This window comes from Microbacterium sp. 4R-513 (genome assembly GCF_011046485.1).
GTDB lineage: Bacteria > Actinomycetota > Actinomycetes > Actinomycetales > Microbacteriaceae > Microbacterium.
Genome location: NZ_CP049256.1, coordinates 3,338,234 through 3,362,745, shown reverse-complemented (window position 1 = coordinate 3,362,745; position 24,512 = coordinate 3,338,234). Strand labels below are relative to the sequence as shown.

At 70.7% G+C, this 24,512-nt stretch carries 21 protein-coding genes; 3 read left to right on the top strand and 18 right to left on the bottom strand.

The annotated features are described in order from the left end of the window. Entirely contained in the window at positions 1–1,338 is a 1,338-nt protein-coding gene (locus G5T42_RS14875) for a hypothetical protein (protein ID WP_165129569.1), read from the top strand. Between the two features lie 20 nt (positions 1,339–1,358). On the opposite strand, the gene era is transcribed toward G5T42_RS14875, so the two are convergent. The 12 genes from era to G5T42_RS14815 all read right to left on the bottom strand — a co-directional run bounded on the left by era (position 1,359) and on the right by G5T42_RS14815 (position 13,759). Continuing rightward, positions 1,359–2,339 carry a GTPase Era gene (gene era / locus G5T42_RS14870; protein WP_241245847.1) on the bottom strand — a complete coding sequence of 327 codons (981 nt, stop codon included), beginning with the start codon at positions 2,337–2,339 and terminating at the stop codon, positions 1,359–1,361. Beyond that, positions 2,332–3,735: a hemolysin family protein gene (locus tag G5T42_RS14865; RefSeq protein ID WP_165129568.1), complete on the bottom strand. Its 1,404-nt coding sequence runs from the start codon at positions 3,733–3,735 to the stop codon at positions 2,332–2,334. Before G5T42_RS14865 ends, era begins: the two co-directional genes overlap by 8 nt. Then, on the bottom strand, positions 3,732–4,202 hold the full coding sequence (gene ybeY, locus G5T42_RS14860) for an rRNA maturation RNase YbeY (RefSeq protein WP_165129567.1): 471 nt from the start codon (positions 4,200–4,202) through the stop codon (positions 3,732–3,734). Before ybeY ends, G5T42_RS14865 begins: the two co-directional genes overlap by 4 nt. Then, positions 4,199–5,227, bottom strand: a complete 1,029-nt coding sequence (locus G5T42_RS14855; RefSeq protein WP_241246082.1) for a PhoH family protein — start codon at positions 5,225–5,227, stop codon at positions 4,199–4,201. The genes ybeY and G5T42_RS14855 overlap by 4 nt, the downstream gene beginning before the upstream one ends. Positions 5,228–5,270: 43 nt before the next feature. After that, on the bottom strand, positions 5,271–5,618 hold the full coding sequence (locus G5T42_RS14850) for an HIT domain-containing protein (RefSeq protein ID WP_165129565.1): 348 nt from the start codon (positions 5,616–5,618) through the stop codon (positions 5,271–5,273). A gap of 23 nt (positions 5,619–5,641) precedes the next feature. After that, on the bottom strand, positions 5,642–6,403 hold the full coding sequence (locus G5T42_RS14845; protein WP_165129564.1) for a 16S rRNA (uracil(1498)-N(3))-methyltransferase: 762 nt from the start codon (positions 6,401–6,403) through the stop codon (positions 5,642–5,644). 3 nt (positions 6,404–6,406) lie between these two features. Beyond that, positions 6,407–7,522 (bottom strand): molecular chaperone DnaJ, encoded by a 1,116-nt coding sequence (gene dnaJ, locus G5T42_RS14840; protein WP_165129563.1) that lies wholly within the window; start codon positions 7,520–7,522, stop codon positions 6,407–6,409. 51 nt (positions 7,523–7,573) lie between these two features. Beyond that, positions 7,574–8,614 carry a heat-inducible transcriptional repressor HrcA gene (gene hrcA, locus G5T42_RS14835; protein ID WP_165129562.1) on the bottom strand — a complete coding sequence of 347 codons (1,041 nt, stop codon included), beginning with the start codon at positions 8,612–8,614 and terminating at the stop codon, positions 7,574–7,576. 211 nt (positions 8,615–8,825) lie between these two features. Next, positions 8,826–10,043 carry a radical SAM family heme chaperone HemW gene (gene hemW, locus G5T42_RS14830; RefSeq protein WP_165129561.1) on the bottom strand — a complete coding sequence of 406 codons (1,218 nt, stop codon included), beginning with the start codon at positions 10,041–10,043 and terminating at the stop codon, positions 8,826–8,828. Then, positions 10,043–10,693 (bottom strand): DUF1990 family protein, encoded by a 651-nt coding sequence (locus G5T42_RS14825; RefSeq protein ID WP_165129560.1) that lies wholly within the window; start codon positions 10,691–10,693, stop codon positions 10,043–10,045. The genes hemW and G5T42_RS14825 overlap by 1 nt, the downstream gene beginning before the upstream one ends. 10 nt (positions 10,694–10,703) lie before the next feature. After that, positions 10,704–12,569, bottom strand: a complete 1,866-nt coding sequence (gene lepA / locus G5T42_RS14820) for a translation elongation factor 4 (protein ID WP_165129559.1) — start codon at positions 12,567–12,569, stop codon at positions 10,704–10,706. A 23-nt stretch (positions 12,570–12,592) separates the two neighbouring features. Continuing rightward, positions 12,593–13,759: an aminotransferase class I/II-fold pyridoxal phosphate-dependent enzyme gene (locus G5T42_RS14815; RefSeq protein ID WP_165129558.1), complete on the bottom strand. Its 1,167-nt coding sequence runs from the start codon at positions 13,757–13,759 to the stop codon at positions 12,593–12,595. A gap of 118 nt (positions 13,760–13,877) precedes the next feature. On the opposite strand from G5T42_RS14815, the gene G5T42_RS14810 reads away from it, so the two are divergent. Continuing rightward, entirely contained in the window at positions 13,878–14,603 is a 726-nt protein-coding gene (locus G5T42_RS14810; RefSeq protein WP_165129557.1) for an alpha/beta hydrolase, read from the top strand. On the opposite strand, the gene G5T42_RS14805 is transcribed toward G5T42_RS14810, so the two are convergent. Both G5T42_RS14805 and G5T42_RS14800 read right to left on the bottom strand, forming a co-directional pair. Next, positions 14,592–15,842: an MFS transporter gene (locus G5T42_RS14805; RefSeq protein WP_165129556.1), complete on the bottom strand. Its 1,251-nt coding sequence runs from the start codon at positions 15,840–15,842 to the stop codon at positions 14,592–14,594. The two genes, G5T42_RS14810 and G5T42_RS14805, sit on opposite strands and share 12 nt — an antisense overlap. Then, positions 15,839–17,197 (bottom strand): GH1 family beta-glucosidase, encoded by a 1,359-nt coding sequence (locus G5T42_RS14800; protein WP_241245846.1) that lies wholly within the window; start codon positions 17,195–17,197, stop codon positions 15,839–15,841. Before G5T42_RS14800 ends, G5T42_RS14805 begins: the two co-directional genes overlap by 4 nt. A 235-nt stretch (positions 17,198–17,432) precedes the next feature. Between G5T42_RS14800 and rpsT the strand changes: the two genes are divergently transcribed. Continuing rightward, positions 17,433–17,693, top strand: coding sequence for a 30S ribosomal protein S20 (gene rpsT, locus G5T42_RS14795; protein WP_165129554.1), 261 nt, complete (start codon positions 17,433–17,435; stop codon positions 17,691–17,693). A gap of 116 nt (positions 17,694–17,809) precedes the next feature. Here the strand turns inward: rpsT and holA are convergent, their stop codons facing one another. The 4 genes from holA to leuS all read right to left on the bottom strand — a co-directional run bounded on the left by holA (position 17,810) and on the right by leuS (position 24,495). Next, positions 17,810–18,847, bottom strand: coding sequence for a DNA polymerase III subunit delta (gene holA / locus G5T42_RS14790; protein WP_165129553.1), 1,038 nt, complete (start codon positions 18,845–18,847; stop codon positions 17,810–17,812). A gap of 9 nt (positions 18,848–18,856) precedes the next feature. Then, positions 18,857–21,163: a ComEC/Rec2 family competence protein gene (locus G5T42_RS14785; protein WP_165129552.1), complete on the bottom strand. Its 2,307-nt coding sequence runs from the start codon at positions 21,161–21,163 to the stop codon at positions 18,857–18,859. A 44-nt stretch (positions 21,164–21,207) separates the two neighbouring features. Then, on the bottom strand, positions 21,208–21,810 hold the full coding sequence (locus G5T42_RS14780) for a helix-hairpin-helix domain-containing protein (protein ID WP_165129551.1): 603 nt from the start codon (positions 21,808–21,810) through the stop codon (positions 21,208–21,210). A gap of 93 nt (positions 21,811–21,903) precedes the next feature. Then, the gene (gene leuS, locus G5T42_RS14775) at positions 21,904–24,495 is read right to left on the bottom strand and encodes a leucine--tRNA ligase (protein ID WP_165129550.1); all 2,592 of its coding nucleotides are present in this window, start codon (positions 24,493–24,495) and stop codon (positions 21,904–21,906) included. Between the last annotated feature and the right edge of the window lie 17 nt (positions 24,496–24,512).

The window sequence follows — 24,512 nt, the reverse complement described above, 5'->3', positions numbered from 1 at the left end:
ATGGCCCTTCGGCACATCGACGGAAAGTCCCAGACCTACCACCTCATCGCTTACGACAGGAAGGGCCGGGAGCAGCGCGACGAGGACGGCTCCGTCGCGAGCGCAGCGGCGCTGAAGGCCATCGCCGCGCCGGGTGTGACGGATGTCTTCGTCCTGAGCCATGGTTGGCAGGGCGACTACCAGGACGCCATCAGCCAGTACGACCGGTGGGTCGGGGCCGCGAACCCCGACACGGACGACGACGACATCCGCCCCGTCGTCGTCGGCCTGCACTGGCCGAGCAAGGCGTGGAGCAACCGAGAGCTCACCGATACGCCGAGCGGCCTTCTCGGCGATGAGCCGTCCGAGGACTCCGTGACGGTGGATCAGGCGGTCGACGAGTTCGCCGCGCAGCTCGGAGACGATCCCCAGACGCGCGAGGCCCTCCGGACGGTGCTGACGTACGCGGCATCCGTGCCCCCGGATCAGGATGCCTCGGCCGGCGACGCTCTTCCCGCCGATGTGTCGGAGGCCTACCGCTCGCTCGTGTCGCGGCTCGGGGCCGCGGGCGACGACGGCGGGCTGCTCAGCGGCGGCTGGGATCCCGACGTCGTGTTCGACGAGTCGGTCACGGCGGCGGCCGACGACGGCCTGCTGGGCGGCGGGGTCTTCTCGCGCCTGCGCGAGGCGGTGCTGACGCCCCTGCGCCAGCTCACCTTCTGGAGCGGCAAGAATCACGCGCGGGAGTTCGGCGAGGGCGCGGCGGCCGACTTCGTCCGCAAGATCATGCGCGCCGCCGACGTGCGCATCCACCTCATGGGGCACAGCTTCGGGACGATCGTCATGGCGGGCGCGGTCCGCGGACCCGGCGAGCACCCGACGCCTCCGCCGCGACCCGTGAACTCGCTCTTCCTCGTACAGGGGGCCGTCTCGCTGTGGGCGTTCACCGAGGATGCGCCTTCTGCCTTCGGCGGTGGTCGTGGCTACTTCGCCGACGTCCTGCGTCCCGAGTTCGTCTCGGGCCCCGTCGTCGTGACGCGGTCGTCGTGGGACTACGCCGTGGGCAAGTTCTATCCGCTCGCCGTCAAGCTCGCCGGCCAGTTCCTCCTGGGCGACGACGAGGCGCCGAAGTACGGCGGGATCGGCACCTTCGGCATCAAGGGCGTCGGCGGAGCCGTCGAACTGCCGGCGCTCGCGAAGGGGGCGCGGACGGACCCCGGCTTCGCACCGGGGAAGCTCTACAACATCGACGCGAGCGGGGTCATCTCGCACCTCGACGGCGCGAGCGGTGCCCACAACGACGTCGGGCACTCCGAGCTGACGTGGATCGCCTGGAACGCCGCGAAGGCGGGACGCTGACGCCGCCTGACGGGATGGGCTCAGAACCCGAGGCGGCCGAGCTGCTTCGGATCGCGCTGCCACTCCTTGGCGACGCGAACGTGGAGCTTCAAGAAGACCTTGGTGCCGACGAGGGGCTCGATCTGCTCGCGGGCGCGGGCGCCCACATCGCGCAGCCGTGAGCCCTTCCGGCCGATGATGATGGCCTTCTGGCTGTCGCGCTCGACGACGATGTTCGCGTAGATGTCGGTGAGCGACCCGGTGTCGCGCTCCTCCATGTCCTCGATCGTGACGGCGATCGAGTGCGGCAGCTCATCGCGTACGCCGTCCAGTGCCGACTCGCGGATGATCTCGGCGATCCGGTCCTCGAGCGACTCATCGGTCACGACGTCGTCGGGGTACAAGGCCGGCCCGATCGGCATGAGTTCGAGCAGCTCGTCGGTGAGCACGTCGAGCTGCTCGTGCGTGAGAGCGGACAGCGGGATGACGGCTGCCCAGTCCTCGCGGAGGCTGTCGACCTCCATGAGCCGCTCCGTGATCTGCTCGCGGGAGGCGGCATCCGTCTTCGTCACGATCGCGACCTTCTTTGCGCGGCCGTACCCCGACAAGGACTCCGCGATGCGCCGGTCGCCGGGGCCCACCTTCTCCGTGGCGGGGACGCAGAAGCCGATGACGTCGACATCCCCGAGCACCTGCTCGACGAGATCGTTGAGGCGCTGGCCCAGGAGCGTGCGGGGCTTGTGCAGTCCCGGGGTGTCGACGATCACGAGCTGTCCCACGGGGCGGTTCAGGATGCCTCGGATCGCCCGCCGCGTCGTCTGCGGCTTGTCGGAGGTGATGGCCACCTTCTCTCCGACGAGTGCATTGGTGAGCGTCGACTTGCCGACGTTGGGGCGGCCGACGAATGTGACGAACCCCGAGCGCCCTTCGACAGGCTCAGGGACCGGTGCGGGCTCAGGGACCGGTGCGGGCTCCGCGGTCGCGGACTCGAACTCGGACTCCGTGGGCTCGGTGTCAGGCACTGCGCTCCCCCTTCTTCGCCTTCGGCGTCTTCACGTCGCCCGTCGAGGGCTTCAACACCGGGATGGGCTCGGTGCGCGGCCGCGAGACCTGCACCTCTCCGGTCCGGGGCCGGGCGCCGAACGCCTCTTCTGCCGCCTCGAGCTCTTCGCCCCGCTCGACGAACACGGTCGCGAGACCGCGTCCGCGTCCGCGCGACGCCCCGCCGGTGAGGACGAGCCCGGCGTACTCAGCCGTGGCGCCAGGCTGCGGGACGCGTCCGAGGGCCTTGCCGAGGAGGCCGCCGATCGAGTCCACGTCCTCGTCGTCCAGATCGATCCCGAAGAGGTCTCCGACCTCGTCGAGGCCGAGGCGCGCACTGACGCGGAAGCGACCCGGCTCGAGCTCGACCGCCTCCTCCGCGCGCGGGTCGTACTCGTCGGCGATCTCGCCGACGAGCTCCTCGATGAGGTCCTCGAGCGTCACGAGGCCCGAGACGCCGCCGTACTCGTCGACCACGAGGCAGACGTGCACGGCGTCGCGCTTCATCTGCTGCAGCAGCGTCTCTGCCTTCATGGACTCCGGCACGAACACCGCGCGGCGGGCGATGCGATTGATGGGGGCGTCCCGCCATCCCGTCTCGTCGCGGAAGCCGAACTGCACGAGGTCCTTGAGATACAGCATCCCGACCACGTCGTCGGCCTCGTCGTCGACGATGGGGATCCGCGAGATGCCCTTCTCGAGGAAGATCTTCATCGCGTCGCGGGTGAAGGCCGAGGCATCCACGGTCACCATGTCGGTGCGGGGCACCATGACGGCGCGCACGATCGTGTCGGTGAACTCGAACACGGAGTGGATGAGCTCGCGGTCGTCCTCCTCGATGAGGTCCTGCGACGCGGCCTCGTCGACCATGTCGAGCAGCTGCTCCTCGGAGGCGAACGACGCGCCGCGGGCGACGCCCGGGGTGACGCGGTTGCCGAGCGCGACGAGGCCGTGCGCGAGCGGGCCGAGGATCAGACGCACGCCACGGATGATGGGCGCCGTCGCCCCGACCAGGACCTTGGCGTGCTGCCTCCCCCACGTGCGCGGGCTCGCCCCGACGATGACGAACGAGATGCCCGTCATGAGGACCGCGGCGGCGAGCATCGCCCACCAGATGCTGTCGAACAGGAGCGTGAAGGCGACCGTCACGAGCACGGCGGCCGTCGTCTCGGCGAGCACCCGGATGAACACGACGGCGTTCGCGTGCACCTCCGGGTCGTCGGCGATGCGACGCAGCGACTGGACGTTGCGGCCGGCCATCGCGAGCTCGGCGAGGCCCTGCCTGGACGTGACGCCGAGTGCGGAGTCGATCGCTGCCATGAGGCCGCCGAAGGCGATGAGCAATGCCGCGGCGAGGAGCAGCAGGACCGGCGTCATGCGCGGTTTCGTCGGCGTTCGGAGTGCTGAAACCCCACGATGAGGTCCTTCTGCAAACCGAACATCTCCCGCTCCTCGTCCGGCTCCGCGTGATCGAAGCCGAGCAGGTGCAGGAGCCCGTGCGTCGTGAGGAGGATGAGCTCGTCCATCGTCGAGTGCTTCGCGGCGACCGCCTGCGTCTCGGCGACCTGCGGGCACAGCACGATGTCGCCGAGCAGGCCGGCCGGCGTCGGTATGTCCTCCGTACCGGGGCGGAGCTCGTCCATGGGGAAGCTGAGCACGTCGGTGGGGCCGGGCTCGTCCATCCACTGGACGTGCAGCGCCTCCATCGCACCCTCGTCGACGAGGACGATCGCGACATCCGCGTCGGGGCTCACGTGCAGCTCGGCGAGGTTGTACTCGGTGAGCCGCAGGAGCACCGTCTCGTCGACCGGGATGCCGGACTCGTTGTTGATCTCGATCGTCATGAGCGGCCTCGCTTCGGCAGGTGATCGCGCGGACCGGCCGTGCGCGTGGCCGAGCGGCGCTCGGCGCGGTTGGCGAACTCGGATGCCTCGTCCCGCTCGCGGCGCGCGGCGAGCCGGCGCTCGTCGTACTCGCTGTAGGCGTCGACGATCCGCCCGACGAGCGTGTGGCGGACGACGTCGTCGCTCGTGAGGTACGAGAAGTGGATGTCGTCGATGTTGCCGAGCACGCGCGTCACGAGACGCAGGCCCGATGCGCCCTGGGGCAGGTCGATCTGCGTGATGTCGCCGGTGACCACCATGCGCGTCCCGAAGCCGAGCCGCGTGAGGAACATCTTCATCTGCTCGGGCGTCGTGTTCTGCGCCTCGTCGAGCACGACGAACGAGTCGTTCAGCGTGCGGCCGCGCATGTAGGCGAGCGGCGCGACCTCGATCGTGCCGGTGGCCATGAGCTTGGGCACGAGCTCGGGGTCCATCATCTCGTTGAGCGCGTCGTACAGCGGCCGGAGGTACGGGTCGATCTTGTCGGTGAGCGTGCCGGGGAGGAACCCCAGACGCTCTCCCGCCTCGACGGCCGGGCGCGTCAGGATGATGCGGCTGACCTCCTTGCGCTGCAGCGCCTGGACCGCCTTCGCCATCGCGAGGTAGGTCTTCCCCGTTCCGGCGGGGCCGATGCCGAAGACGATCGTGTTCTCCTCGATCGCGTCGACGTAGGCCTTCTGCCCGAGCGTCTTGGGCCGGATGACCTTGCCGCGCGACGAGAGGATCGCCTCGCCGAGCACCTCGGAGGGACGCGGCCCGCCCTCGGTCTGCAGGATGCGGTTCGACGACGCGACATCGACGGGGCCGAGCTGGTGCCCCGCCTTCGCCATCGCCAGCAGCTCGTCGACCAGCGAGCGGGCCGCGGCGACGGCCTCGGCCTCCCCCGTCAGGGTGATCTCGTTGCCGCGCACGTGCACGTCGACACCGGGATGCTCCTTCTCGACGACGCGCAGCAGCCGGTCCTGCGGCCCCAGCAGCTGCACCATCGCGACGCCGTCCGCGTAGACGCGGTCGACCGTGGGCGTATCGTCAGGCACCGAGTGTCTTCTCCTCGAGTTCTCCGGCAAGGACGTGGGCATGGACGTGGAACACCGTCTGCCCTGCGCTCGGACCCGTGTTGAACACGAGCCGGAAGTCTCCCCCGGCGTGCTCGGCCGCGAGCGAGTTGGCGAGCCCGATGAGCTCGGCGAGGAGGTCGGGATCGCCGGCGGCGAGCTCGACGACGTTGCGGTACTCCTGCGACTTGGGGATCACCAGCAGGTGCACGGGCGCCTGCGGATGGATGTCGCGGATCGCGAACGCGTTCTCGGTCTCCGCGATGACCTCGGAGGGGATCTCGCCCTCCAGAATGCGCGTGAAGATCGAGGGTTCGCTCATTCCGTCAGTCTAACGGCGAGCCCCTACCAGCGGCCGAGGATCGCGCTGACGACCGCGAGCGACGCCGGGCCGGCGGTCGAGGTGCGCAGCACGCTGTCGCCGAGCCGCACGAGGGTCGCTCCCGCGTCGGCGAGCCGCTCGAGCTCCTGAGGCGCGATCCCGCCCTCGGGGCCGACGACGAGCACGATGTCGCGCGGGTCGGTCGCGTCGAGAGACGTCTTCGAGAGCGGCTCGCGGGCGGTCGGCTCGAGGACGAGGACCCGGGATGCCGCGGCCCGCGCGACCAGTTCGTCCGTCGTCGCGAGCGGTGAGACCTCCGGGAGCCACGCCCGGTGCGCCTGCTTCGCCGCCTCGCGTGCGATCGTCGCCCACCGCGCCGTGCCCTTGGCGGCCTTCGCCGCGTCCCAGCGCGACACGCTCCGCGCAGCCTGCCACGGCACGATCTCATCGACGCCCAGCTCGGTCGCCGCCTGCACGGCGAGTTCGTCGCGATCGCCCTTCGCGAGGGCCTGCACGAGCACCACCCGCGGCGTCGCCGCCGGCACGTCGTCGCGTCCCGTCACCCGGACGACGACCTCCCTGGGCGACACCGACTCGCACTCCCCCGTGAGCCACGTGCCGCGGCCGTCGCCGACCGTGACCTCCTCGCCGACCCGGATGCGCCGCACTGCGGCGGCGTGGTGCGCCTCCTGGCCCGTGAGCGTCACGGCGTCGCCGGGGCGCGGCGCGCCCGGCGTATCGGCCAGGGGGCTTACCGCCCCGTCCAGCAGGAAGTGCAGCGGCATCCGTCAGCCGTTCCGGAAGCGGTCGCGCAGCTTCGCGAAGAGCCCCTGGTGGAACTCCGCGAGGTGCGGCGCGGGTGCCTTCGTCCTGCGGGCGAACTCCTCGATGAGCTGGCGCTCCTTGTGATCGAGGCGTGTGGGCGTGACGACATGCACGCCGACGCGGAGGTCGCCGCGCTGCGTGCCGCGCAGGGGCGTGATGCCCCGGCCCTTGATCGTGAGGATGTCGCCGGCCTGCACGCCGGGGCGGACCTCGAGCTCGACCGGTCCGTCGAGCGACTCGATGGTCGTCGTCGTGCCGAGGATCGCATCGGGCATCGACACGTCGAGCGTCGCGAGCAGGTCGTCGCCGTCGCGGCTGAACACCTCGTGCGGCTGCACGGTGACCTCGATGTAGAGGTCGCCGTTCGGCCCGCCCGCAGGGCCCACCTCGCCCGAGCCGGGGAGCTGCAGCCGCAGTCCGGTCTCCACGCCGGCGGGGATGTCGATCGACACCGTGCGGCGTGCGCGCACGCGACCCTGACCCTGGCACGTGGCGCACGGGTACGGGATCGTCGTGCCGTAGCCCTGGCAGACGTTGCAGGGCTGGCTCGTGACGACGTTGCCGAGGAGGCTCCGCACCTGACGCTGCACCTGGCCCGTGCCGTGGCAGATGTCGCACGTGACGGGCGAGGTGCCCGGCTGGCAGCACGATCCCTGGCACGTGTCGCAGAGCACGGCGGTGTCGACGTCGAGGTCGCGGTGCGCGCCGAAGATGACGTCCTTCAGTTCGAGGGTCACGCGGACGAGCGCGTCCTGCCCCCGCTCGCGGCGCGAGCGCGGGCGACCCTGCCGGCCGCCGGCTGCCGCTCCGAAGAACGTCTCGAAGATGTCGCTGAAGCCGCCGAAGTTGCCGGCGCCTCCGCCGAACGGCGAATCGCTTCCGCCCATGTCGTACCGTGCGCGCTGGTCGGGGTCGCTCAGCACGTCGTAGGCGTGGGTCACGAGCTTGAACCGCTCGGACGCGTCCTCGCCCGGGTTGACGTCCGGGTGGAGCTCGCGCGCGAGCCTCCGGTACGCCTTCTTGATCTCGTCGGGCGTCGCGTCGCGCGAGACACCGAGGACCTCGTAGTGGTCAGCCACATTCGCCTTCCTGCCCGCGCCCCGCGCGGCATCGTCTGGTCACGCCGCGCGTCAGCGGGCGTTCTCGTCGTCGTCGAGCATGCGGCTCAGGTAGCGGGCCACCGCCCGCACCGTCGCCAGGTTGCTCGGATAGTCCATGCGCGTCGGGCCGAGCAGCCCTACGCGCGCGCGTGCCCCGGTCGCGTCGTAATCGCTCGCGAGAACGGATGCCTCGGCCAGCCCGAACGGCTCGTTCTCGCGACCGATGCTCGTCGCGAGCCCGTGGTCGTCGGCCACCATCTCGCTCATTAGTCGGAGCAGCGTCACCTGCTCCTCGATCGCCTCGAGGAGCGGGTAGATGCTCCCCCTAAAGTCCGATTCGCGCCGGGCGAGGTTGGCGGCGCCCGCCATGACGAGCCGGTCCTGCCGGAACTCCTCGAGCTCCTCGGCGACGTGCCGCACGATCGCGAGGATCGCGGCATTCTCGGGCACGGCGCTGTCGGCGGCCTTCGTGAGGAAATCGTCGACGCGCTGCGATCCGTCGCGGACATGACGCCCCACGATGAGCTCGCCCACTGTTCGGCGTGCGCGCTCCATGACGTCGTCGCCGAGCTCCTCCCGCACGAACACGAGCCGCTGCGAGACGCGGCCGGTGTCGGTCACGAGGATGACGATGAGCCGACCGCCCTCGAGCGGCACGAGCTCGACGTGCGAGACGCTCGCCTGCGCGAACGACGGGTACTGCACGATCGCGACCTGACCCGTGAGCTGGGTGAGGGCGCGGACGGTGCGCACCAGGAGGTCGTCGAGGTCGCCCGGCCCGTCGAGGAACGATGCGATCGCGTGGCGCTGCGCCGGAGTGAGTGGTCGCAAGGCCGCCAGGTGGTCGACGAAGACCCGGTAGCCCTTGTCGGTCGGGACGCGGCCCGACGAGGTGTGCGGAGCGGTGATGAGCTCTTCGTCCTCGAGCAGCGCCATGTCGTTGCGGATCGTCGCGGCCGAGACGCCGAACGAGTGCCGCTCGACGATGGACTTGCTGCCGACGGGCTCGTGGGTGTCGACGTAGTCCTGCACGATCGCACGCAGGACCTGGAGTCCTCGATCGGTGACCATCGCGCCCTCCTCACGCCGGATCCGCCTGGGCTGGCACTCCCAGGAGTGGAGTGCCAATTCTACCGGATCGGGATGCAACGCTCGCGGAGGCGCACGTTCCTGATCCCGCCGAAACCGCACGAATCACCGCCCCGGGGTCGAGGCATCCGTCAATCCTGCGATCTCGACAGCGGCGCGAGGAACGGGGAGCGCGGCGGGGTCGGCGGGCGCGTCAGTCCGTCAGCGCCCGGACCACGGCGTCCGCGAGCAGGCGGCCGCGTCGCGTCAGGACGATGCGTCCATGCAGCGCCTCCGGTCCGTCGATGAGCCCGTCGGCGATGAGGGATGCCACCGCGTGGCGCCCCTCGCCGAGGAGTTCCGCGATCGGCATGCCCACACGGATGCGGGTGCGCAGCAGAACGCTCTCGAGCGCGCGGGCCTCGGCATCCGGCCTCTCCCTGCCGGCCGCCGGCGACTCGCCGAGCGCGAGGCGCTGAGCGTAGGCGGCGGGGTGCTTGACGTTCCAGAAGCGCACGCCGCCGACGTGGCTGTGCGCCCCCGGCCCGAAGCCCCACCAGTCGTGGCCCTGCCAGTAAGCGAGGTTGTGACGGGAGCGATGGGCGGGGTCGGTGGCCCAGTTCGATACCTCGTACCAGTCGTAGCTCCCCGCGGCGAGGAGGTCGTCGGCCAGCTCGTACATGTCGGCCTGCAGATCGTCGTCGGGGGCCGGCACCTCGTTGCGGCGGATCTGCCGGGCGAGCTTGGTCCCGTCCTCGATGATGAGGGCGTACGCCGAGACGTGATCGGGCTCAAGGGCGACGGCCGTCTCGAGGGAGTGCCGCCAGTCGTCGAGGGACTCCCCCGGCGCGCCGTAGATGAGGTCCAGGCTCACGTCGAGACCCGCGCCGCGCGCCGCCGCGACGGCGGTGGCGACGTTCAGGGGATCATGCGTTCGGTCGAGCGCGGCGAGCACGTGCGGCACGGACGACTGCATCCCGATCGACAGGCGCGTGACACCGGATGCCGCGAGCTCCGCCGCGACCGCGTCGGTGACGGTGTCGGGGTTGGCCTCGACCGTGACCTCGGCGTCGGCGTCGATGCCGAACGTCGAGCGGACCCCGGCGAGCATGCGGCCGAGGTCGCCGGGCGGAAGGAGCGTCGGCGTGCCGCCGCCGAAGAACACCGTCGAGGCGGGGCGCAGCGGGCCGGCGTCCGCCAGAACGCGCTCCGCGAGGCGCACCTCGTGCAGGAGGGTGTCGGCGTACTCGTCCTGCCGGGCGCCACGCAGCTCGCCGGATGTGTAGGTGTTGAAGTCGCAGTAGCCGCAGCGCACGCGGCAGAACGGCACGTGGAGGTAGACGCCGAACGGCGTCGCGGCATCCACCCGGACCTCGGAGGGCAGGGCGCCGTCGGCCGGAGCGGCCTCGCCGAGGGGAAGAGCGGATCCCATCAGGCGGGTGTCGTGTACAGCGGCGAGATCGCGCGGAGGTAGCGCGTGAAGAGCTCGCGACGGCGGCGACGCACGAGCGTCGGCAGCATCCGGTACAGAATCGCGACCGGGCGATCGAAGGCGCGCACCGTGAACCACACCTCGTCGTTGTCGTGCCACTCGAGCATGAACGACTCCTCGCCGCTGACGACCGAGCCGCCGACCGTCCCGAGCGCGAACCCGACGCGGCGGGGCTCCTCGACCGCGAAGATGACGCGCAGTTCGCCGTCGGCGTTGAAGCCCTTGACGCGTCCCTCGACGACGATCGTCGTGCCGGCGGCGACGAACGGCGTGCCGTCGGTGTCGAAGCGCTGCTCGACCTCGCTGCTGCTCGGCGCGATGGGGTTCCCCTCGGCGTCGAAGCTCACGCCCGAGTACATCGGGCCGGATGCCGGGCGCACGTCCTTGACCGTCAGGTCGGCGCCCTTCTGCGCGACCCACGCGAGCAGCGACTCGCTGGCGGTCTGGAAGCGCGCTTCTCCGCTGCCGATGCGCCACGACTCCTCGGCGGGAGTGCTGCGCTCCGGCGGATATTGCATGAGGTCCGGCGCCTGCGTCGCCCCGACGGCGGCGTAGTCGACGGTCTCGTCCTTGAACGTCCCGCGGCGCATGGATTCCAGCCTACTTCTGCTTGCCCTCGACATCCCCTGAGAGCGCGGCGATGAAGGCCTCCTGGGGGACCTCGACGCGCCCCACCATCTTCATGCGCTTCTTGCCCTCCTTCTGCTTCTCGAGGAGCTTGCGCTTACGGGTGATGTCACCGCCGTAGCACTTCGCGAGCACGTCCTTGCGCATCGCGCGGATGTTCTCACGGGCGATGATGCGAGCGCCGATCGCGGCCTGGATCGGCACCTCGAACTGCTGGCGCGGGATGAGCTTGCGCAGGCGCTCGGTCATCATCGTGCCGTAGGCGTAAGCCTTCTCGCGGTGCACGATCGAGCTGAAGGCATCCACCTTGTCGCCCTGGAGCAGGATGTCGACCTTCACGAGGTCGGCCTCCTGCTGTCCGGCCGGCTCGTAGTCGAGGCTCGCATACCCCTGCGTGCGCGACTTCAGCTGGTCGAAGAAGTCGAAGACGATCTCGCCGAGCGGCATGTTGTAGCGGAGCTCCACCCGCTCCTCGCTGAAGTACTCCATGCCGAGGAGCTGTCCGCGACGCCCCTGGCACAGCTCCATGACGGTGCCGACGTAGTCCTTCGGCAGGAGGATGGCCGCCTTCACCATCGGCTCGGACACCGACGCGACGCGGCCGTCGGGGTACTCGCTCGGATTGGTGACGGTGACGTGCTCTCCCGTGTCGGTGAGCACCTCGTAGATGACGCTCGGCGCCGTGGTGATGAGGTCGAGGTCGAACTCGCGGGCGAGGCGCTCCGTGATGATCTCGAGGTGCAGAAGGCCGAGGAAGCCGCAGCGGAAGCCGAAGCCGAGGGCGACCGAGGTCTCGGGCTCGTACTGGAGCGAGGCATCCGAGAGCTTGAGCTTGTCGAGCGCCTCGCGGAGGTCGCCGTAGTCGCTCCCGTCGATCGGGTAGATGCCCGAGAAGACCATGGGCTTGGGGTCGGTGTACCCCGGCAGGGCCTCGGTCGCGGGCTTGCGCAGGTTGGTGATGGTGTCGCCGACCTTCGACTGGCGGACGTCCTTCACACCCGTGATGAGGTATCCCACCTCGCCGACGCCGAGACCCTTCGTGGGCACCGGCTCCGGGCTCGAGACGCCGATCTCGAGGAGCTCGTGCGTCGCCCTCGTCGACATCATCTGGATGCGCTCACGAGGTTCGAGCTTGCCGTCGACCATCCGGACGTACGTCACGACGCCGCGGTAGGCGTCGTACACCGAGTCGAAGATCATGGCGCGGGCAGGGGCATCCGCATTCCCCTTCGGGGCGGGGATGTCGCGCACGATGCGGTCGAGCAGCTCCTCCACGCCCGCACCGGTCTTGCCGCTCACTCGCAGCACATCGTCGGGATCGCCGCCGATGAGGTTCGCGAGCTCCTTCGCGAATCGGTCGGGGTCGGCCGCGGGCAGATCGATCTTGTTGAGGACCGGGATGATGTGCAGGTCGTTCTCGAGGGCGAGGTAGAGGTTCGCGAGGGTCTGCGCCTCGATCCCCTGCGCGGCGTCGACCAGGAGGATCGCGCCCTCGCACGCTGCGAGCGAGCGGCTCACCTCGTACGTGAAGTCGACGTGCCCGGGCGTGTCGATCATGTTGAGCGCGAACACCTCGGCGCGCTCCGTGACCGGATCGTGGGCGGCCCACGGCATCCGCACCGCCTGGGACTTGATCGTGATCCCGCGCTCGCGCTCGATGTCCATGCGGTCGAGGTACTGCGCGCGCATGTCGCGGTCCGCGACGACGCCCGTGATCTGCAGCATGCGGTCGGCGAGGGTCGACTTGCCGTGGTCGATGTGGGCGATGATGCAGAAGTTGCGGATCGCCTCGGGAGCCGTGGCAGACGGCTCGAGGGGCTTCAGGGCGCGCGGGGACATATCCGGCCCAGTCTACCGGCGGGTCACCCCGCGACCCGTGCCGTTCGGGATGCCGCGGCCGGGAGTCGGCTGAGTCCTTCGAGCAGGTCGTCCCGGCGTGCCGCGCAGCACACGCGGATCCACCCCTCGCCGGTGCGACCGAAGGCGCTGCCCGGTGCGACGGCGACGCGCGCGTCGTACAGGAAGCGCTCGGCCCAGGCGGCGACATCCCCCTCCGTCGCATGTGAGACGTCGATCCACAGGTAGAACGCGCCCGTCGGGGCGAGGTAGTCGAGGCCGCGCTCGTCGAGAAGTGCGGTCGCCGCCGCGAGGTTGTCCCGGTAGTGGTCGGCGGCAGCCCGCACATGGTCTTGGGGGCCGGAGATGGCCTCGAGCGCCGCATACTGGGCCGGCATGTCGACGCACGAGATCGCAGACTCCTGCACGCGCAGCATCGTCGACGTGAAGCCCTTCGGCGTCACGAGCCACCCGACGCGCGCACCGGTCATGGCGTAGGTCTTCGACGTCGAGAAGACCGAGAACACGCGGTCGTCGGGGTCGAGCGATGCCGGGCTCACATGCGGGATGCCGTAGCTGAAGGCCTCGTAGCATTCGTCGCTCAGCACCCACAGGTCGTGCCGCGCGGCGAAGTCGAGCAGCGCCCGGATCGTCTCGAGCTCGAACGTGGATCCGAGCGGGTTCGAGGGCGAGTTGACGATGAGCAGTCGGGTGCGGTCCGTGACGAGCGCCTCCAGCTGCTCGAGATCGGGCTGGAACCCCTTGGCGGGGCTGAGCTGATACGGAACGGGCACCGCCGCGAGCATGTGGGCGTTCATGGTGAACGTCGTGTACCCCGGGTCGGGCACGAGCACCTCGTCGCCCGGTGCGAGTGTCAAGCCCATCGCCTGGTGCAGAGCCTGCGTCGCACCGACCGTCACCCAGACCTGCTCGATGTCGACATGGACGTCGTTGACGGCCGCGAGCTTGTCCACGATCGCCGCTCGGAGCGGCGCGATGCCGCCGTTGGGCCCGTATCGCACATGCCCGGCGCGCCACGCGGCCGCGGCGGCCTCTCGGATCGCGGGGGCGGGCTCCTCCCCCGGCTCGCCGACCGCCAGGATGATCGCATCGTCGAGCCGCAGGGCCTGCTCGAGGATGTGCCGCACGCCGGACCCCGGCATGCCGAGGATGTGGTCCGCGAGGCGTGGCATGCCGCCACTCTATGTCGGACCCCCGCGCACGTCCGGCGCGTCGGATTCCCGGTGCACGGATAGCGAGACGCCCCGGGCCGACGGCTCGCTGGGAGGCCCCCGGCCGTAATGTGGCTGCATGACCGTCCAGGTGGTGCTCGTCCACGGGATCCGGACGTCGGCGACCATGTGGCGCGCGCAGGTGGCCTATCTCGAGCGGCGCGGCAACCCCGTCACCGCCGTCGATCTTCCTGGCCACGGGACGCGCATGGCGCAGGCGTTCACGCTGGACTCCGCTTTCGAGACGATCGACCGAGCGGTCCGGGATGCCTCGGCCGCCGGCCCTGTCTTGCTCTGCGGCCACTCGATGGGCGGCCTCCTCTCGATCGAGTACATCGGCGCGGAGGACGCGCCGCCCGTGGCGGGACTCATCGCGGCATCCTGCACCGCGATCCCCCGCGGACTGGCGCTGCAGACCTATCGCGTGCTGGCCCGCGGGCTCGATTCGCTGCCCGATCGCGGCATGTGGCTCACCGATCGCCTGCTCGACCGCATCCTGCCGGATGAGACGCGGGCGGACTTCGGAGCCGGCGGCTATGCGCTCGACGCACAGGACCTCGCGCTGCGGAGCCTCTCGGTGCTCGACCTGCTCGCGGCGCTCCGCCGGATCGAGGTGCCCCTGTGGTTCGTGAACGGACAGTACGACCAGCTGCGCGTCAACGAGCGCCTCTTCCTGAGGGTCGCGCCCCGCGCCGAGCTGATCGTCGTGCCCCGGACGACCCATCACGTCACCGTGATGCGCCCACAGGTGTTCAACGCCGTTCTGGAGGTCGCTCTCACGACCCTCGAGGCCTCAGGCAGCTGAGGGCACCCGCTCAGGCGTGCGGATCGCGTACGTCGTGAGGCCGCCGGCGATCGACAGGATGCCGCCGACCAGGAAGAGCAGCCAGAACCCGCCGACGAGGGCGACGAGTCCCGCGCCGAGGAGCGGGCCGATGAGCTGCCCCAGGCTCGCCGAGACGTTGACGAACCCGAGGTCGCGGGCGTGGTCCTCCGGATACGGGAGGAGGTCGGTGCCCAGCGCGAGGCCCACCGACATGTATGCGCCGTAGCCGACGCCGAGGAGTGCGGCCGCGACCATCGCGCTCGGAAGCGACGGGACGACGACGAGGATGATCGACGCCCCGCCCTGGACGATCGCGGACCACACGACCCACGGGACGCGGCGCCCGGAGCGGTCGGAGATCCACCCCGAGACAATCGAGGCGACCACGACGAAGACCGTGTAGACGAGGATCAGAAGGAGCAGCTCATCCTCGGCGGTCGAGGCATCCCGATCCAGTCCGTAAATGAGGAAGAAGAGCAGGAGTCCCGTGCCGAGAGCGTTGCCGATGTTCACCGTCAGACGCCCGGCGAGGAGCCAGGCGAAGTCGCGGTCCCGCAGCGCCGCCAGCCGCTCGCCCAGCGTGCGGACCTTCCGCGCAGCAGCCACCTCGCCCTGGGCGGGCGGGTCGGGCAGCAGCAGCGCCGCGAGCGTGCCGACCACCGCGATGAGCCCCGCGAGCACGAGGTAGCCGACGACGAAGCCGAGCTCGAGCAGCACGATGATGCCGACGCCCACGACGATTCCGAGCGCCTGCGACGACGAGACGGCAGCGGATGCCGCGCCCCGCTGCGTCGTCAGCTGATCGGCGATGAGGGCGGTGAAGGCCGCGGAGGCGACGGCGACGCCGACCGAAACTCCCACCCATGCGATCCCGACGCCCCACGGTCCCTCCGCGAACGCGATGGCGACGAGTGACACGGTCGCGAGCCACACACCGCCCAGCGCCCAGGGGCGCCGGCGACCGGCGCGACCCCGCGTCCGATCCGAGAGGCCGCCCGCGACGGGGGCGGCGATGACGCCCGCTATTCCGCCGATCGCGAGTACGAGGCCCGAGGACACGACGCCCGAGATCCAGCCGTCCGCGTCGTCGGGGGTGTTGAGCTGCAGCGGGATGAGCAGCTGCAGCGGTGTGAGCTGCACGGTCCAGATCGCGAGCCACGCGAGTGTGAAGAGGACGAACCAGCGCGCCCCCACCTTGGTTCCGGCCCGCCCGTTCATGAGCGCGCCTCCTCGATGACGCCGCGATACCAGTCGAAGGAGTCCTTCGGAGTCCGGAGCGACGTCGCCTGGTCGACATGCACGAGCCCGAAGCGCTGCGTGTACCCGTCCGCCCACTCGAAGTTGTCGAGCAGCGACCACACCGTGTACTCGTCGACGCGGACTCCCGCGTCGCGAGCGCGTCCGACGGCGGCGATGTGGCCGGCGAGGTACCCGATGCGGTCCCGGTCGTGCAGCGGCTCCGTCACCTCATCCGGTTCGGGGAACGACGCGCCGTTCTCGGCGATCGCGATCGGCGGAAGGGATGCCCCGTACCGCTCGCGGAAGTCGACGAGCAGTTCGGTGAGCGCACCGGGCACGATCGGCCAGAGCTCGCCGAAGCCCGTGTGCGAAGCCCCGGGTGTCGGCACTATCTCGAAGGGGATGGGGCTCTCGCCGGATGCCGCCGCGACCGTCGTCGGGTTGTAGAAGTTGAACCCGTAGACGTCCGTGGGGGCCCCGATGAGGTCGAGGTCGCCGTCCTCGACAGGCATCGGGGGCAGGCCGAGCGCGTCGAGGTCGGGATACCTCCCGAGGAGGATCGGCTCGGCGAAGACGCGGTTGTGCAGCAGGTCGTACACGTGCGCAGCCTGGGCGTCTTCGGCGGAATCGGTCGCGGGCAGGACGAGCGTGTGATTGTTGACGATGCCCACCGTCTCGGCGCCCGTGTGCCGGAGCACGGACAGGGCCAGCCCGTGCGCGAGCAGCTGGTGATGGACTGTGGGGAGCGATTCGAAGAGCAGCTGCCGCCCCGGCGCGAGCTCGCCGATCGCGTACCCCTGCAACGACGTGGAGACGGGCTCGTTGATCGTGTACCAGTGCTTCACCCGGTCTCCGAAGGCGTCGGCCACGATGGCCGAGTAGTCGCGGAAGCGCTCCGCCGTCTCACGGTCGAGCCAGCCGCCCCGGGCCTCGAGGGACGCGGGCAGATCCCAGTGGTAGAGCGTCGGGTGGGGGGTGACGCCGGCCGCGAGCAGGTCGTCGACGAGCCGGTCGTAGTACGCGAGGCCGCGCGGCTCGGCGGTTCCCCGCCCGTCCGGCTGCACCCGCACCCACGAGATCGAGAAGCGGTACCGGTCGACTCCGAGGCCCCGGAGGAGCTCGACGTCCTCCGCCCAGCGGTGGTAGCTGTCGGGTCCGGGCTCGGCGGTCGAGCCGTCGCGGACTCCGCCGGGCGCGTCGACGAAGTCGTCCCAGATCGACCGGCCGCGGCCATCGGCCCGGCGCGCCCCCTCGATCTGGAACGCGGCCGTCGCCACCGACCATCGGAATCCGTCGGCGAGCGCCGTGACGTCGGGCGAGGGATGTTCGGGCACGCAGACTCCTTCGTCGCGGGCGGCGCGGCCTCGGGCGGCCCGCGCTCGCTCGCGTCGATCATGCACCATGTGACGACCATCGTCCGACACCTTCCCCGAGTCGGTGGATAGACGCTCGACCTGATAGACTCGGTGATTGGTTTGCGCGTGGGTCCCACCCTGCGCGCGCCGGAGGCGCCCCTCTACCGCTGGCCGGCAATCATCCGATTCACTCCGAACGAAAGAACGTCGACACGTGGCGAACATCAAGTCGCAGATCAAGCGCAACAAGACCAACGAGAAGGCGCACGAGCGCAACAAGGCCGTCAAGAGCGAGCTGAAGACGCTCGTCCGTCAGACGCGTGAGGCCGTCGCGGCCGGCGACAAGGCCACCGCCGAGAAGACCCTCTCGAAGGCGACCAAGAAGCTCGACAAGGCCGTGAGCAAGGGCGTCATCCACCAGAACCAGGCGGCGAACCGCAAGTCGGCGATCTCGAAGCAGGTTGCGGCGCTCTGATCCGCTGAGCTCTTCGTGCGAAGGCCCGTCCCGCAAGGGGCGGGCCTTCGCCGTCGGTGACGGATGTCGCGGCCCCCGTTCGCGCAGGATCCGCGGGTCGTTCCGCCGCGACGGTCTCAGGAGCCGTAGGGGGCCCTCGTCGCGATGACCGTGACGAGGCGTTCGAGCGAGAACACCGGGTCTCGCGAGGCGCCCTTGACCTCGGCATCCGCGCGAGCGGCGGCCTGGATGGCCATGCCGAGCGTCGACTCCGACCAGCCCACGAGATCTCGTCGCGCCCGGTCGACCTGCCAGTCCTTGAGCCCGAGGCGAGAGGCGACGGCGACGGAGGACTCGCGACTGCCCGCAACGCGCGCCATCGTGCGGAGCTTCATGGCGATCGCCGCGACGAGCGGCACGGGATCGGCACCCGATGCCAGGGCATGGCGGAGCGCGATGAGCGCATCGCCGTAGCGACCAGCGATCGCCGTGTCGGCGACCGTGAAGGCGGATGTCTCGACCCGGCCGCCGTAATAGCGCTCGACGATCTGCTCGGTGATGTCGCCGGGGACGTCGGCGATGAGCTGCTGGCAGGCGCCCGCGAGTTCCGTCAGGTCGTCGGCGAAGGCCGAGACGAGCGAGCGCAGTGCGATGGGGGCGATGCGCTTCTTCGCCGCCTGGAACTCCCCCGCCGCGAAGTCGAACCGGTCGCTGTCGCGCTTGATGGCGGGGCACGGGATCTCGACGCCTCCGCCCGTTCCCGCCCGGATGGCGTCGAGGAGCTTCTTGCCCCGCACCGTCGCACCGGTATGGCGGAGGATGACGGTCGCACCGTCCTGGGGCGCCGAGAGGTACGAGACGGCTTCGGTCAGGAAGGCGTCGGAGCACTTCTCCACACCGGAGACGCGCACGAGTCGCGGCTCGCCGAAGAGCGACGGCGAGGTGACAGACAGCAGCGTGCCCTGCGCGTAGTCGTCGGCCCGGATGTCGGACACTTCGAGGCTCGGGTCTTCGGCCCGGAGGTAGTCCCGCAGCGTCGCGATCGCGCGCTCGGCGCACACCTCCTCGGGCCCCGAGACCAGGACCACGGGCGCCGGCTGCGGGTTGCGCCAGGGCAGTTGCGGGATGGCGCTGCGCGTCTTCGCCGGTGCTGCCCGTCGCCCAGTGGTCGCCATGGATCCAGCCTAGCCAGCGGGCACGACGTCGCCGGCCCGCTCGCGCCAGACGGCGACGCCCTCTCCCTCCCGGGCGCGCCACAGCGCGAGCATGCCCTCCTCGTCGGTTCGGACGATCACCGCTCCGAGCCGCTCGAGCAGTTCCAGCGTCTCGGCGCGCGGATGGCCGTAGTCGTTGCCGATGCCCACCGTCACGACGGCGACGGCCGGCGCGATCTGCTCGTACAGCTCGGGAGCCTGGTCGGCGCTGCCATGGTGCGCGACCTTCACGAAGTCGTACGGCGGCGAGAGAGCGCCGGATGCCGCAAGCGCCCGCTGTGGTGAGGCGGACATGTCGCCGAGGAAGAGCGCGTGAGGCACCCCTCCGCCGCCGATGTCGAGGACGACGCTCGCGTCGTTGCCGCTCGGGAAGGCCCTGCTCGCGGGCGGCGGCCACCGGAGCACCCAGTCCGCATCACCGAGCCGCCCCGTCTGACCTGCCGCGGCCTGGACCACGGTCGCTCCCCCTCGTCGGAAACCTTCGAGGAGCGTCTCGTCCTGGGCCGATGCGGAAGGCCCGTGGCGCACTTCGTCGACGCGTCCGACGACCGCCGTGGAGCCGCCGGCGTGGTCGAGGTCGAAGTGAGTGAGGACCAGCAGGTTCAGACGCGCGATCCCCGCGCGGTCGAGGCATCCGTTCAGCGCCTCGGGGTCGGGTCCGGTGTCGACGAGCGCCACCTCGCCGGCGGAGCGGATGAGCACGGCGTCGCCCTGGCCGACGTCGCACGCGAGGATCGTCCACTCGGCCGGAAGCGTCAGCGGGCCGGCGACCGTCGCGAGCGCCGAGGTGCCGGCGGTCACGCCGATGACCGCCGCGACGAGTACCGCCGCCGCGGTCCGCAGCATGGGGGCCGCCCGGCGAACCGCGAGTACGGCTACCGCGGCGCCCAGCACCGCCAGCGCCGAGGCGCCCCACCAGCCCTCGGCCCACCGGACCTGGCCCCCCGGGAGGTCGCTGAAGATGTTCGCCGTCGAAGCGATCCACGCGGCCGGGAGCCACGCGATCGCGGTGAGGCCGGACTGCACGACCGGGATCGGCAGCGCCAGGCAGGCGGCAAGACCGACGACCGTCGCGACAGGAGCCGCCGGAGCGGCCAGGAGGTTCGCCACCACGCCGTACAGCGGAACGCTCGGCGAGATGAGGACCAGGAGGGGACCGCACGCGAGCTGCGCCGCGAGCGGCACGGAGAGTGCAAGGGCCAGAGCCCGCGGCATCCACCGCTCGAGACCCGACGCGAGCGGGCGGGCGAGCAGAAGCAGAGCCGCCGTCGCCGCGACGGAGAGGGCGAATCCCAGCGAGGTCGCGAGCCACGGATCGCCGACCAGGAGCACGGTGACGGCGAGTGATAGCACCGCGGCGCCGACAGCCGGTCGGCCGAGCGCCACCGAGAGCATGGCCACCGCCGCCATGACGCCGGCACGGGCGACGCTCGGCTCGGGCGTCACGAGCACGACGAAGCCTGTGAGCGCCACCACCCCGGCGACCACCCGGCCCACCCGCGGCACCCCGGCGAGCGCGGCGCCCGCGAAGGCGATGCCGACGACGAGGGCGCAGTTCGCCCCGGACACTGCGGTCAGATGCGAGAGCGACGACGATTTCATGGCGGCGTCGAGGCCCGGATCGACAAGACTCGTGTCGCCCACCGCCAGCCCCGGGATGAGACCGGCACCTGGCTCGGGGAGCCCCGCTGCCGTCGCGGTCAGCCCGTGACGAAGGGCTGCCGCGACGGCGGCGGGGCCGCCGGGCGGCTGCGCCACGACGACACCGCGCGTGGCCGACAGGTCGAAGACCGCCCGCTCGCCGGCATCCGTCGCCCGGGCGCTTCCCGAGGCGATGACCACCGCTCCGACGTCGAGGGCGCCGAGGTCGTCGACCTCGTCAGGGTGGACGCGGATCGTGATCGGCAGATTCTGCCCGCCGTGCTCTTCCCGACCGAGACGGATACCGCTCGCGACGGCGTCGAAGGCCAGCTCCCCCGTGACGCGCCGCTCGACCTTGCCCATGACGGTCGCGGTCACCTCGACGGCTCGGCCTCCCGAGCCGACGAACGCCAGCGCCTCCGACCGCGCGGGCTGGGCGAGTGCGACGTGGGAGGCGATCGCGGCCGCTGCGGCGAGACCCAGCACGACCGCGACGAGAGCGGCCCCTCGGCGGCGGAAGAGGAGGGCGAGTGCGAGCGCCGCAGCCACCCACGCGCCGATCGCGAGAGGAACGGAGGTCTCCGGCACAGCGGTTGCGAGGCCCGCCGTGCCCCACGCGGCCGCCGCCACGGGCATCAGGCGAAGGCGGCGCAGCCGTGCTCGTGCGTGCGGGACGGGCGTCATATCGTCACGAGATCCCGCAGCGCATCGAGCATCTTGTCGCCGATGCCCGGCACCGCGAGGAGGTCCTCGACGCTCGTGAACCCGCCGTTCGCGGTCCGCCACTCGATGATGCGCTCGGCCATCGCCGGCCCGATCCGTGGCAGGGAGTCGAGCTCGCTCGCATCGGCGGTGTTGAGGTTGACGCGTCCATCGCCGCTCGTCCCTTCGCCGGGCGCCGCCCCGTTGACGGGAGCCGCCCCGATCACCGGCACGACGAGCTGCTCCCCGTCGCTCAGCGACCGAGCGAGGTTGACCGCGGACTCGTCGGCACCCTCGGCGAACCCCCCGGCGGCCGCGACGGCGTCGACGACCCGCGCCCGCTCGGGCAGCACGTAGAGGCCGGGCGCCGCCACCGCTCCCGATACGTGCACGTAGACGGATGCCGCGGCCGAGGCATCCGTCGACGGAGCAGCGTCGACAGCCACGGCCTGCACAGGAGAACCGGCGCCGCGAAGGATGCCGATGCCGACCGTGATCGCGAGCGCGACGAGCACGACGACGATCGCGGCGCCGACGCCGAGGCGCCGACGATCGCGGGTCGAGTCCTCCCCCGTCGTCACGCAGGTGACGCTAGGCGCCGTCCGGGGCCCGCCGAGGCGAGAATGAACCGGGCGTGCACTCCCCCGCGCCCTCCGGCACTGGGGAGGAGAGCGTCAGCGCGTGCTGAAGCTCACGACCTTGGGGGGCCGCACGATCGCCCGGACGATCTCGCGGTCGCCCAGCGCGCGCTGGACGCGCTCGTTGCCCCGGGCGAGCGCTTCGAGCTCGTCGCCGCTGATCCGCGTCGGCACCTCGAGCGTCGCACGCACCTTGCCGTCGATCTGGACGACCGCCGTCACCGAGTCCTCGACGAGGAGCATCGGGTCGGCCTGACGCCACGGGACGAGTCCGACGAAGGGCTCGTAGCCGAGGGTCTCCCACATCTCCTCCGCGGTGTGAGGCGCGAAGAGGTCGAGCACCATGGCGACCGCCTCGGCAGCCTCGCGCACGGCGGGATCGGCGGGACCGGCCCCGGAGTCGATCGTCTTGCGCGTCGCGTTCACGAGCTCCATGAGTCGCGCGACGACCACGTTGAACTTCGTCTGCTCCACGAGGCCCGGTGCGTCCGCCAGGAGACGGTGGGTCACGCGACGAAGAGCCTGATCGCCCTCGGCCCACACGACGTCGGGCGCGCTGGTGACGTCCTTCGCGACGCGCCATGCGCGCGACAGGAACTTCTGGGCGCCGACGGTCGAGACGTCCTCCCAGTGGATGTCGTCCTCGACGGGGCCTGCGAACGCGATCGCGACTCGGACGGCGTCGGCGCCGGGATCGACCATGCTCGAGGCGAACTCGACGAGGTTCCCCTTGCTCTTGGACATCTTCGAGCCGCGCAGCAGCACCATGCCCTGGTTCACGAGGCTCGTGAAGGGCTCGGTGAACTCGATCAGACCCGCGTCGTAGAGCACCTTCGTGATGAAGCGCGCGTAGAGGAGGTGGAGGATCGCGTGCTCGACGCCGCCGATGTACGAGTCGACGGGCGCCCATTTGTCGGCCTCGCGCGGCGAGAACGCCTCGCTCTCGTCGCCCGGCGACAGGAAGCGCAGGAAGTACCACGAGCTGTCGACGAAGGTGTCCATCGTGTCGGGATCGCGGAGCGCCGGCTCGCCCGTCTCGGGGTCGACCGTCTGCATCCATTCGGTCGCGCCGCCGAGCGGCGACGTGCCCTTCGGCGTCAGGTCGAGGCCGTGGGCGTCCGGAAGCGTGAGCGGCAGCTGATCCGCGGGCACGGGGACGATGCGACCGTCCTCGGTGTGGATCATCGGGATCGGGGTGCCCCAGAATCGCTGGCGCGAGATGAGCCAGTCCCGCAGGCGGAAGGACTTCGCGGCGCGGCCCGTCCCCGCGGCTTCCAGCTGCTCGGTCATGCGGGCGATCGCGTTGCGCTTCGACAGACCGTCGAGGGCTCCGGAGTTGACCATGCGGCCCTCGCCCGTGAGCGCGATGCCGGTCCTGGCGGGGTCGAGCTCGGCGAGCGAGTCGGTGTCGGCACCGGGATCGATCGGATCGCCGTTCTCGTCCAGCTCGATGACCGGGATGGCACCCGTCACGGGTGCCGTGGTGTCGACGACGACCCGGACAGGCAGGTCGAAGGCGCGCGCGAAGTCGAGGTCGCGCTGATCGTGTGCGGGCACCGCCATGACGGCGCCGTGGCCGTAGTCGGCGAGCACGTAGTCGGCCGCCCAGATCGGCAGACGCTCGCCGTTGACCGGGTTGACGGCGTAGCGCTCGAGGAAAACGCCCGTCTTCGGGCGGTCCGTGCTCTGACGCTCGATCTCGGACTCGCGCCCGACCCGCTCGAGGTAGTCCTGGAAGCGCATCCGCACCTCGGGCGACGATCCGGCAGCGAGCTCGGCCGCAAGGTCGCTGTCGGGCGCCACGACGAAGAACGTGGCGCCGTGCAGCGTGTCAGGGCGCGTCGAGAAGACCGTGACCTTCTCGGGATGTCCCTCGATCTCGAAGTCGATGTCGGCTCCGACCGAGCGCCCGATCCAGTTGCGCTGCATCCGGATGACCTTCTGCGGCCAGAAGCCCTCGAGCTGGTTGAGGTCGTCCAGCAGACGGTCGGCGTAGTCGGTGATCTTGAAGTACCACTGCGTGAGCTTCTTCTTGACGACCTCGGTGCCGCACCGCTCGCAGCGCCCGTCGATGACCTGCTCGTTGGCGAGCACCGTCTGGTCGTGCGGGCACCAGTTGACGGGGCTCTCCTTGCGGTAGGCGAGGCCGCGCTCGTACAGCAGCTGGAAGAGCCACTGGTTCCAGCGGTAGTAGTCGGGGTCGCTCGTGTGGAGGATGCGACTCCAGTCGTACGAGGAGCCGTACTCACGGAAGCTCTTCTTGTGCTGCGCGATGTTCGCGTACGTCCACTCCCGCGGGTCGGCGCCGCGCTGGATCGCCGCGTTCTCGGCGGGCAGGCCGAACGAGTCCCACCCGATGGGGTTCAGGACGTTGTAGCCGCGGTGGCGCCAGAAGCGGGCGACGATGTCGACGTAGGCGTAGCTCTCGGCGTGGCCCATGTGCAGGTCGCCGGACGGGTACGGGAACATCCCGAGCACGTACTTGCGCGGCCGCGTGTCGTCGGTGCCGCCGGCACGGAACGGGTCGGACTCCGTCCATCGCGCCTGCCACTTCTGCTGAATGGCGTACGCGTCGTAACCACCGTCCTCGGCGGGCGCGGCGGTGTCGGGAGGGGACGTCTGTGACACGTGAAGGAGCACCAATC

What these genes read in the sequence shown, in the direction of transcription:
- G5T42_RS14850 (WP_165129565.1), bottom strand. Translation starts at nt 5,618, where the DNA reads ATGAGCGAACCCTCGATCTTCACGCGCATTCTGGAGGGCGAGATCCCC.
- G5T42_RS14855 (WP_241246082.1), bottom strand. Translation starts at nt 5,227, where the DNA reads ATGGTGCAGCTGCTGGGGCCGCAGGACCGGCTGCTGCGCGTCGTCGAG.
- ybeY (WP_165129567.1), bottom strand. Translation starts at nt 4,202, where the DNA reads ATGACGATCGAGATCAACAACGAGTCCGGCATCCCGGTCGACGAGACG.
- hemW (WP_165129561.1), bottom strand. Translation starts at nt 10,043, where the DNA reads ATGGGATCCGCTCTTCCCCTCGGCGAGGCCGCTCCGGCCGACGGCGCC.
- G5T42_RS14785 (WP_165129552.1), bottom strand. Translation starts at nt 21,163, where the DNA reads ATGCCCGTGGCGGCGGCCGCGTGGGGCACGGCGGGCCTCGCAACCGCT.
- G5T42_RS14825 (WP_165129560.1), bottom strand. Translation starts at nt 10,693, where the DNA reads ATGCGCCGCGGGACGTTCAAGGACGAGACCGTCGACTACGCCGCCGTC.
- lepA (WP_165129559.1), bottom strand. Translation starts at nt 12,569, where the DNA reads ATGTCCCCGCGCGCCCTGAAGCCCCTCGAGCCGTCTGCCACGGCTCCC.
- hrcA (WP_165129562.1), bottom strand. Translation starts at nt 8,614, where the DNA reads ATGGTCACCGATCGAGGACTCCAGGTCCTGCGTGCGATCGTGCAGGAC.
- G5T42_RS14845 (WP_165129564.1), bottom strand. Translation starts at nt 6,403, where the DNA reads ATGCCGCTGCACTTCCTGCTGGACGGGGCGGTAAGCCCCCTGGCCGAT.
- holA (WP_165129553.1), bottom strand. Translation starts at nt 18,847, where the DNA reads ATGGCGACCACTGGGCGACGGGCAGCACCGGCGAAGACGCGCAGCGCC.
- G5T42_RS14810 (WP_165129557.1), top strand. Translation starts at nt 13,878, where the DNA reads ATGACCGTCCAGGTGGTGCTCGTCCACGGGATCCGGACGTCGGCGACC.
- G5T42_RS14875 (WP_165129569.1), top strand. Translation starts at nt 1, where the DNA reads ATGGCCCTTCGGCACATCGACGGAAAGTCCCAGACCTACCACCTCATC.
- G5T42_RS14805 (WP_165129556.1), bottom strand. Translation starts at nt 15,842, where the DNA reads ATGAACGGGCGGGCCGGAACCAAGGTGGGGGCGCGCTGGTTCGTCCTC.
- G5T42_RS14815 (WP_165129558.1), bottom strand. Translation starts at nt 13,759, where the DNA reads ATGCCACGCCTCGCGGACCACATCCTCGGCATGCCGGGGTCCGGCGTG.
- G5T42_RS14865 (WP_165129568.1), bottom strand. Translation starts at nt 3,735, where the DNA reads ATGACGCCGGTCCTGCTGCTCCTCGCCGCGGCATTGCTCATCGCCTTC.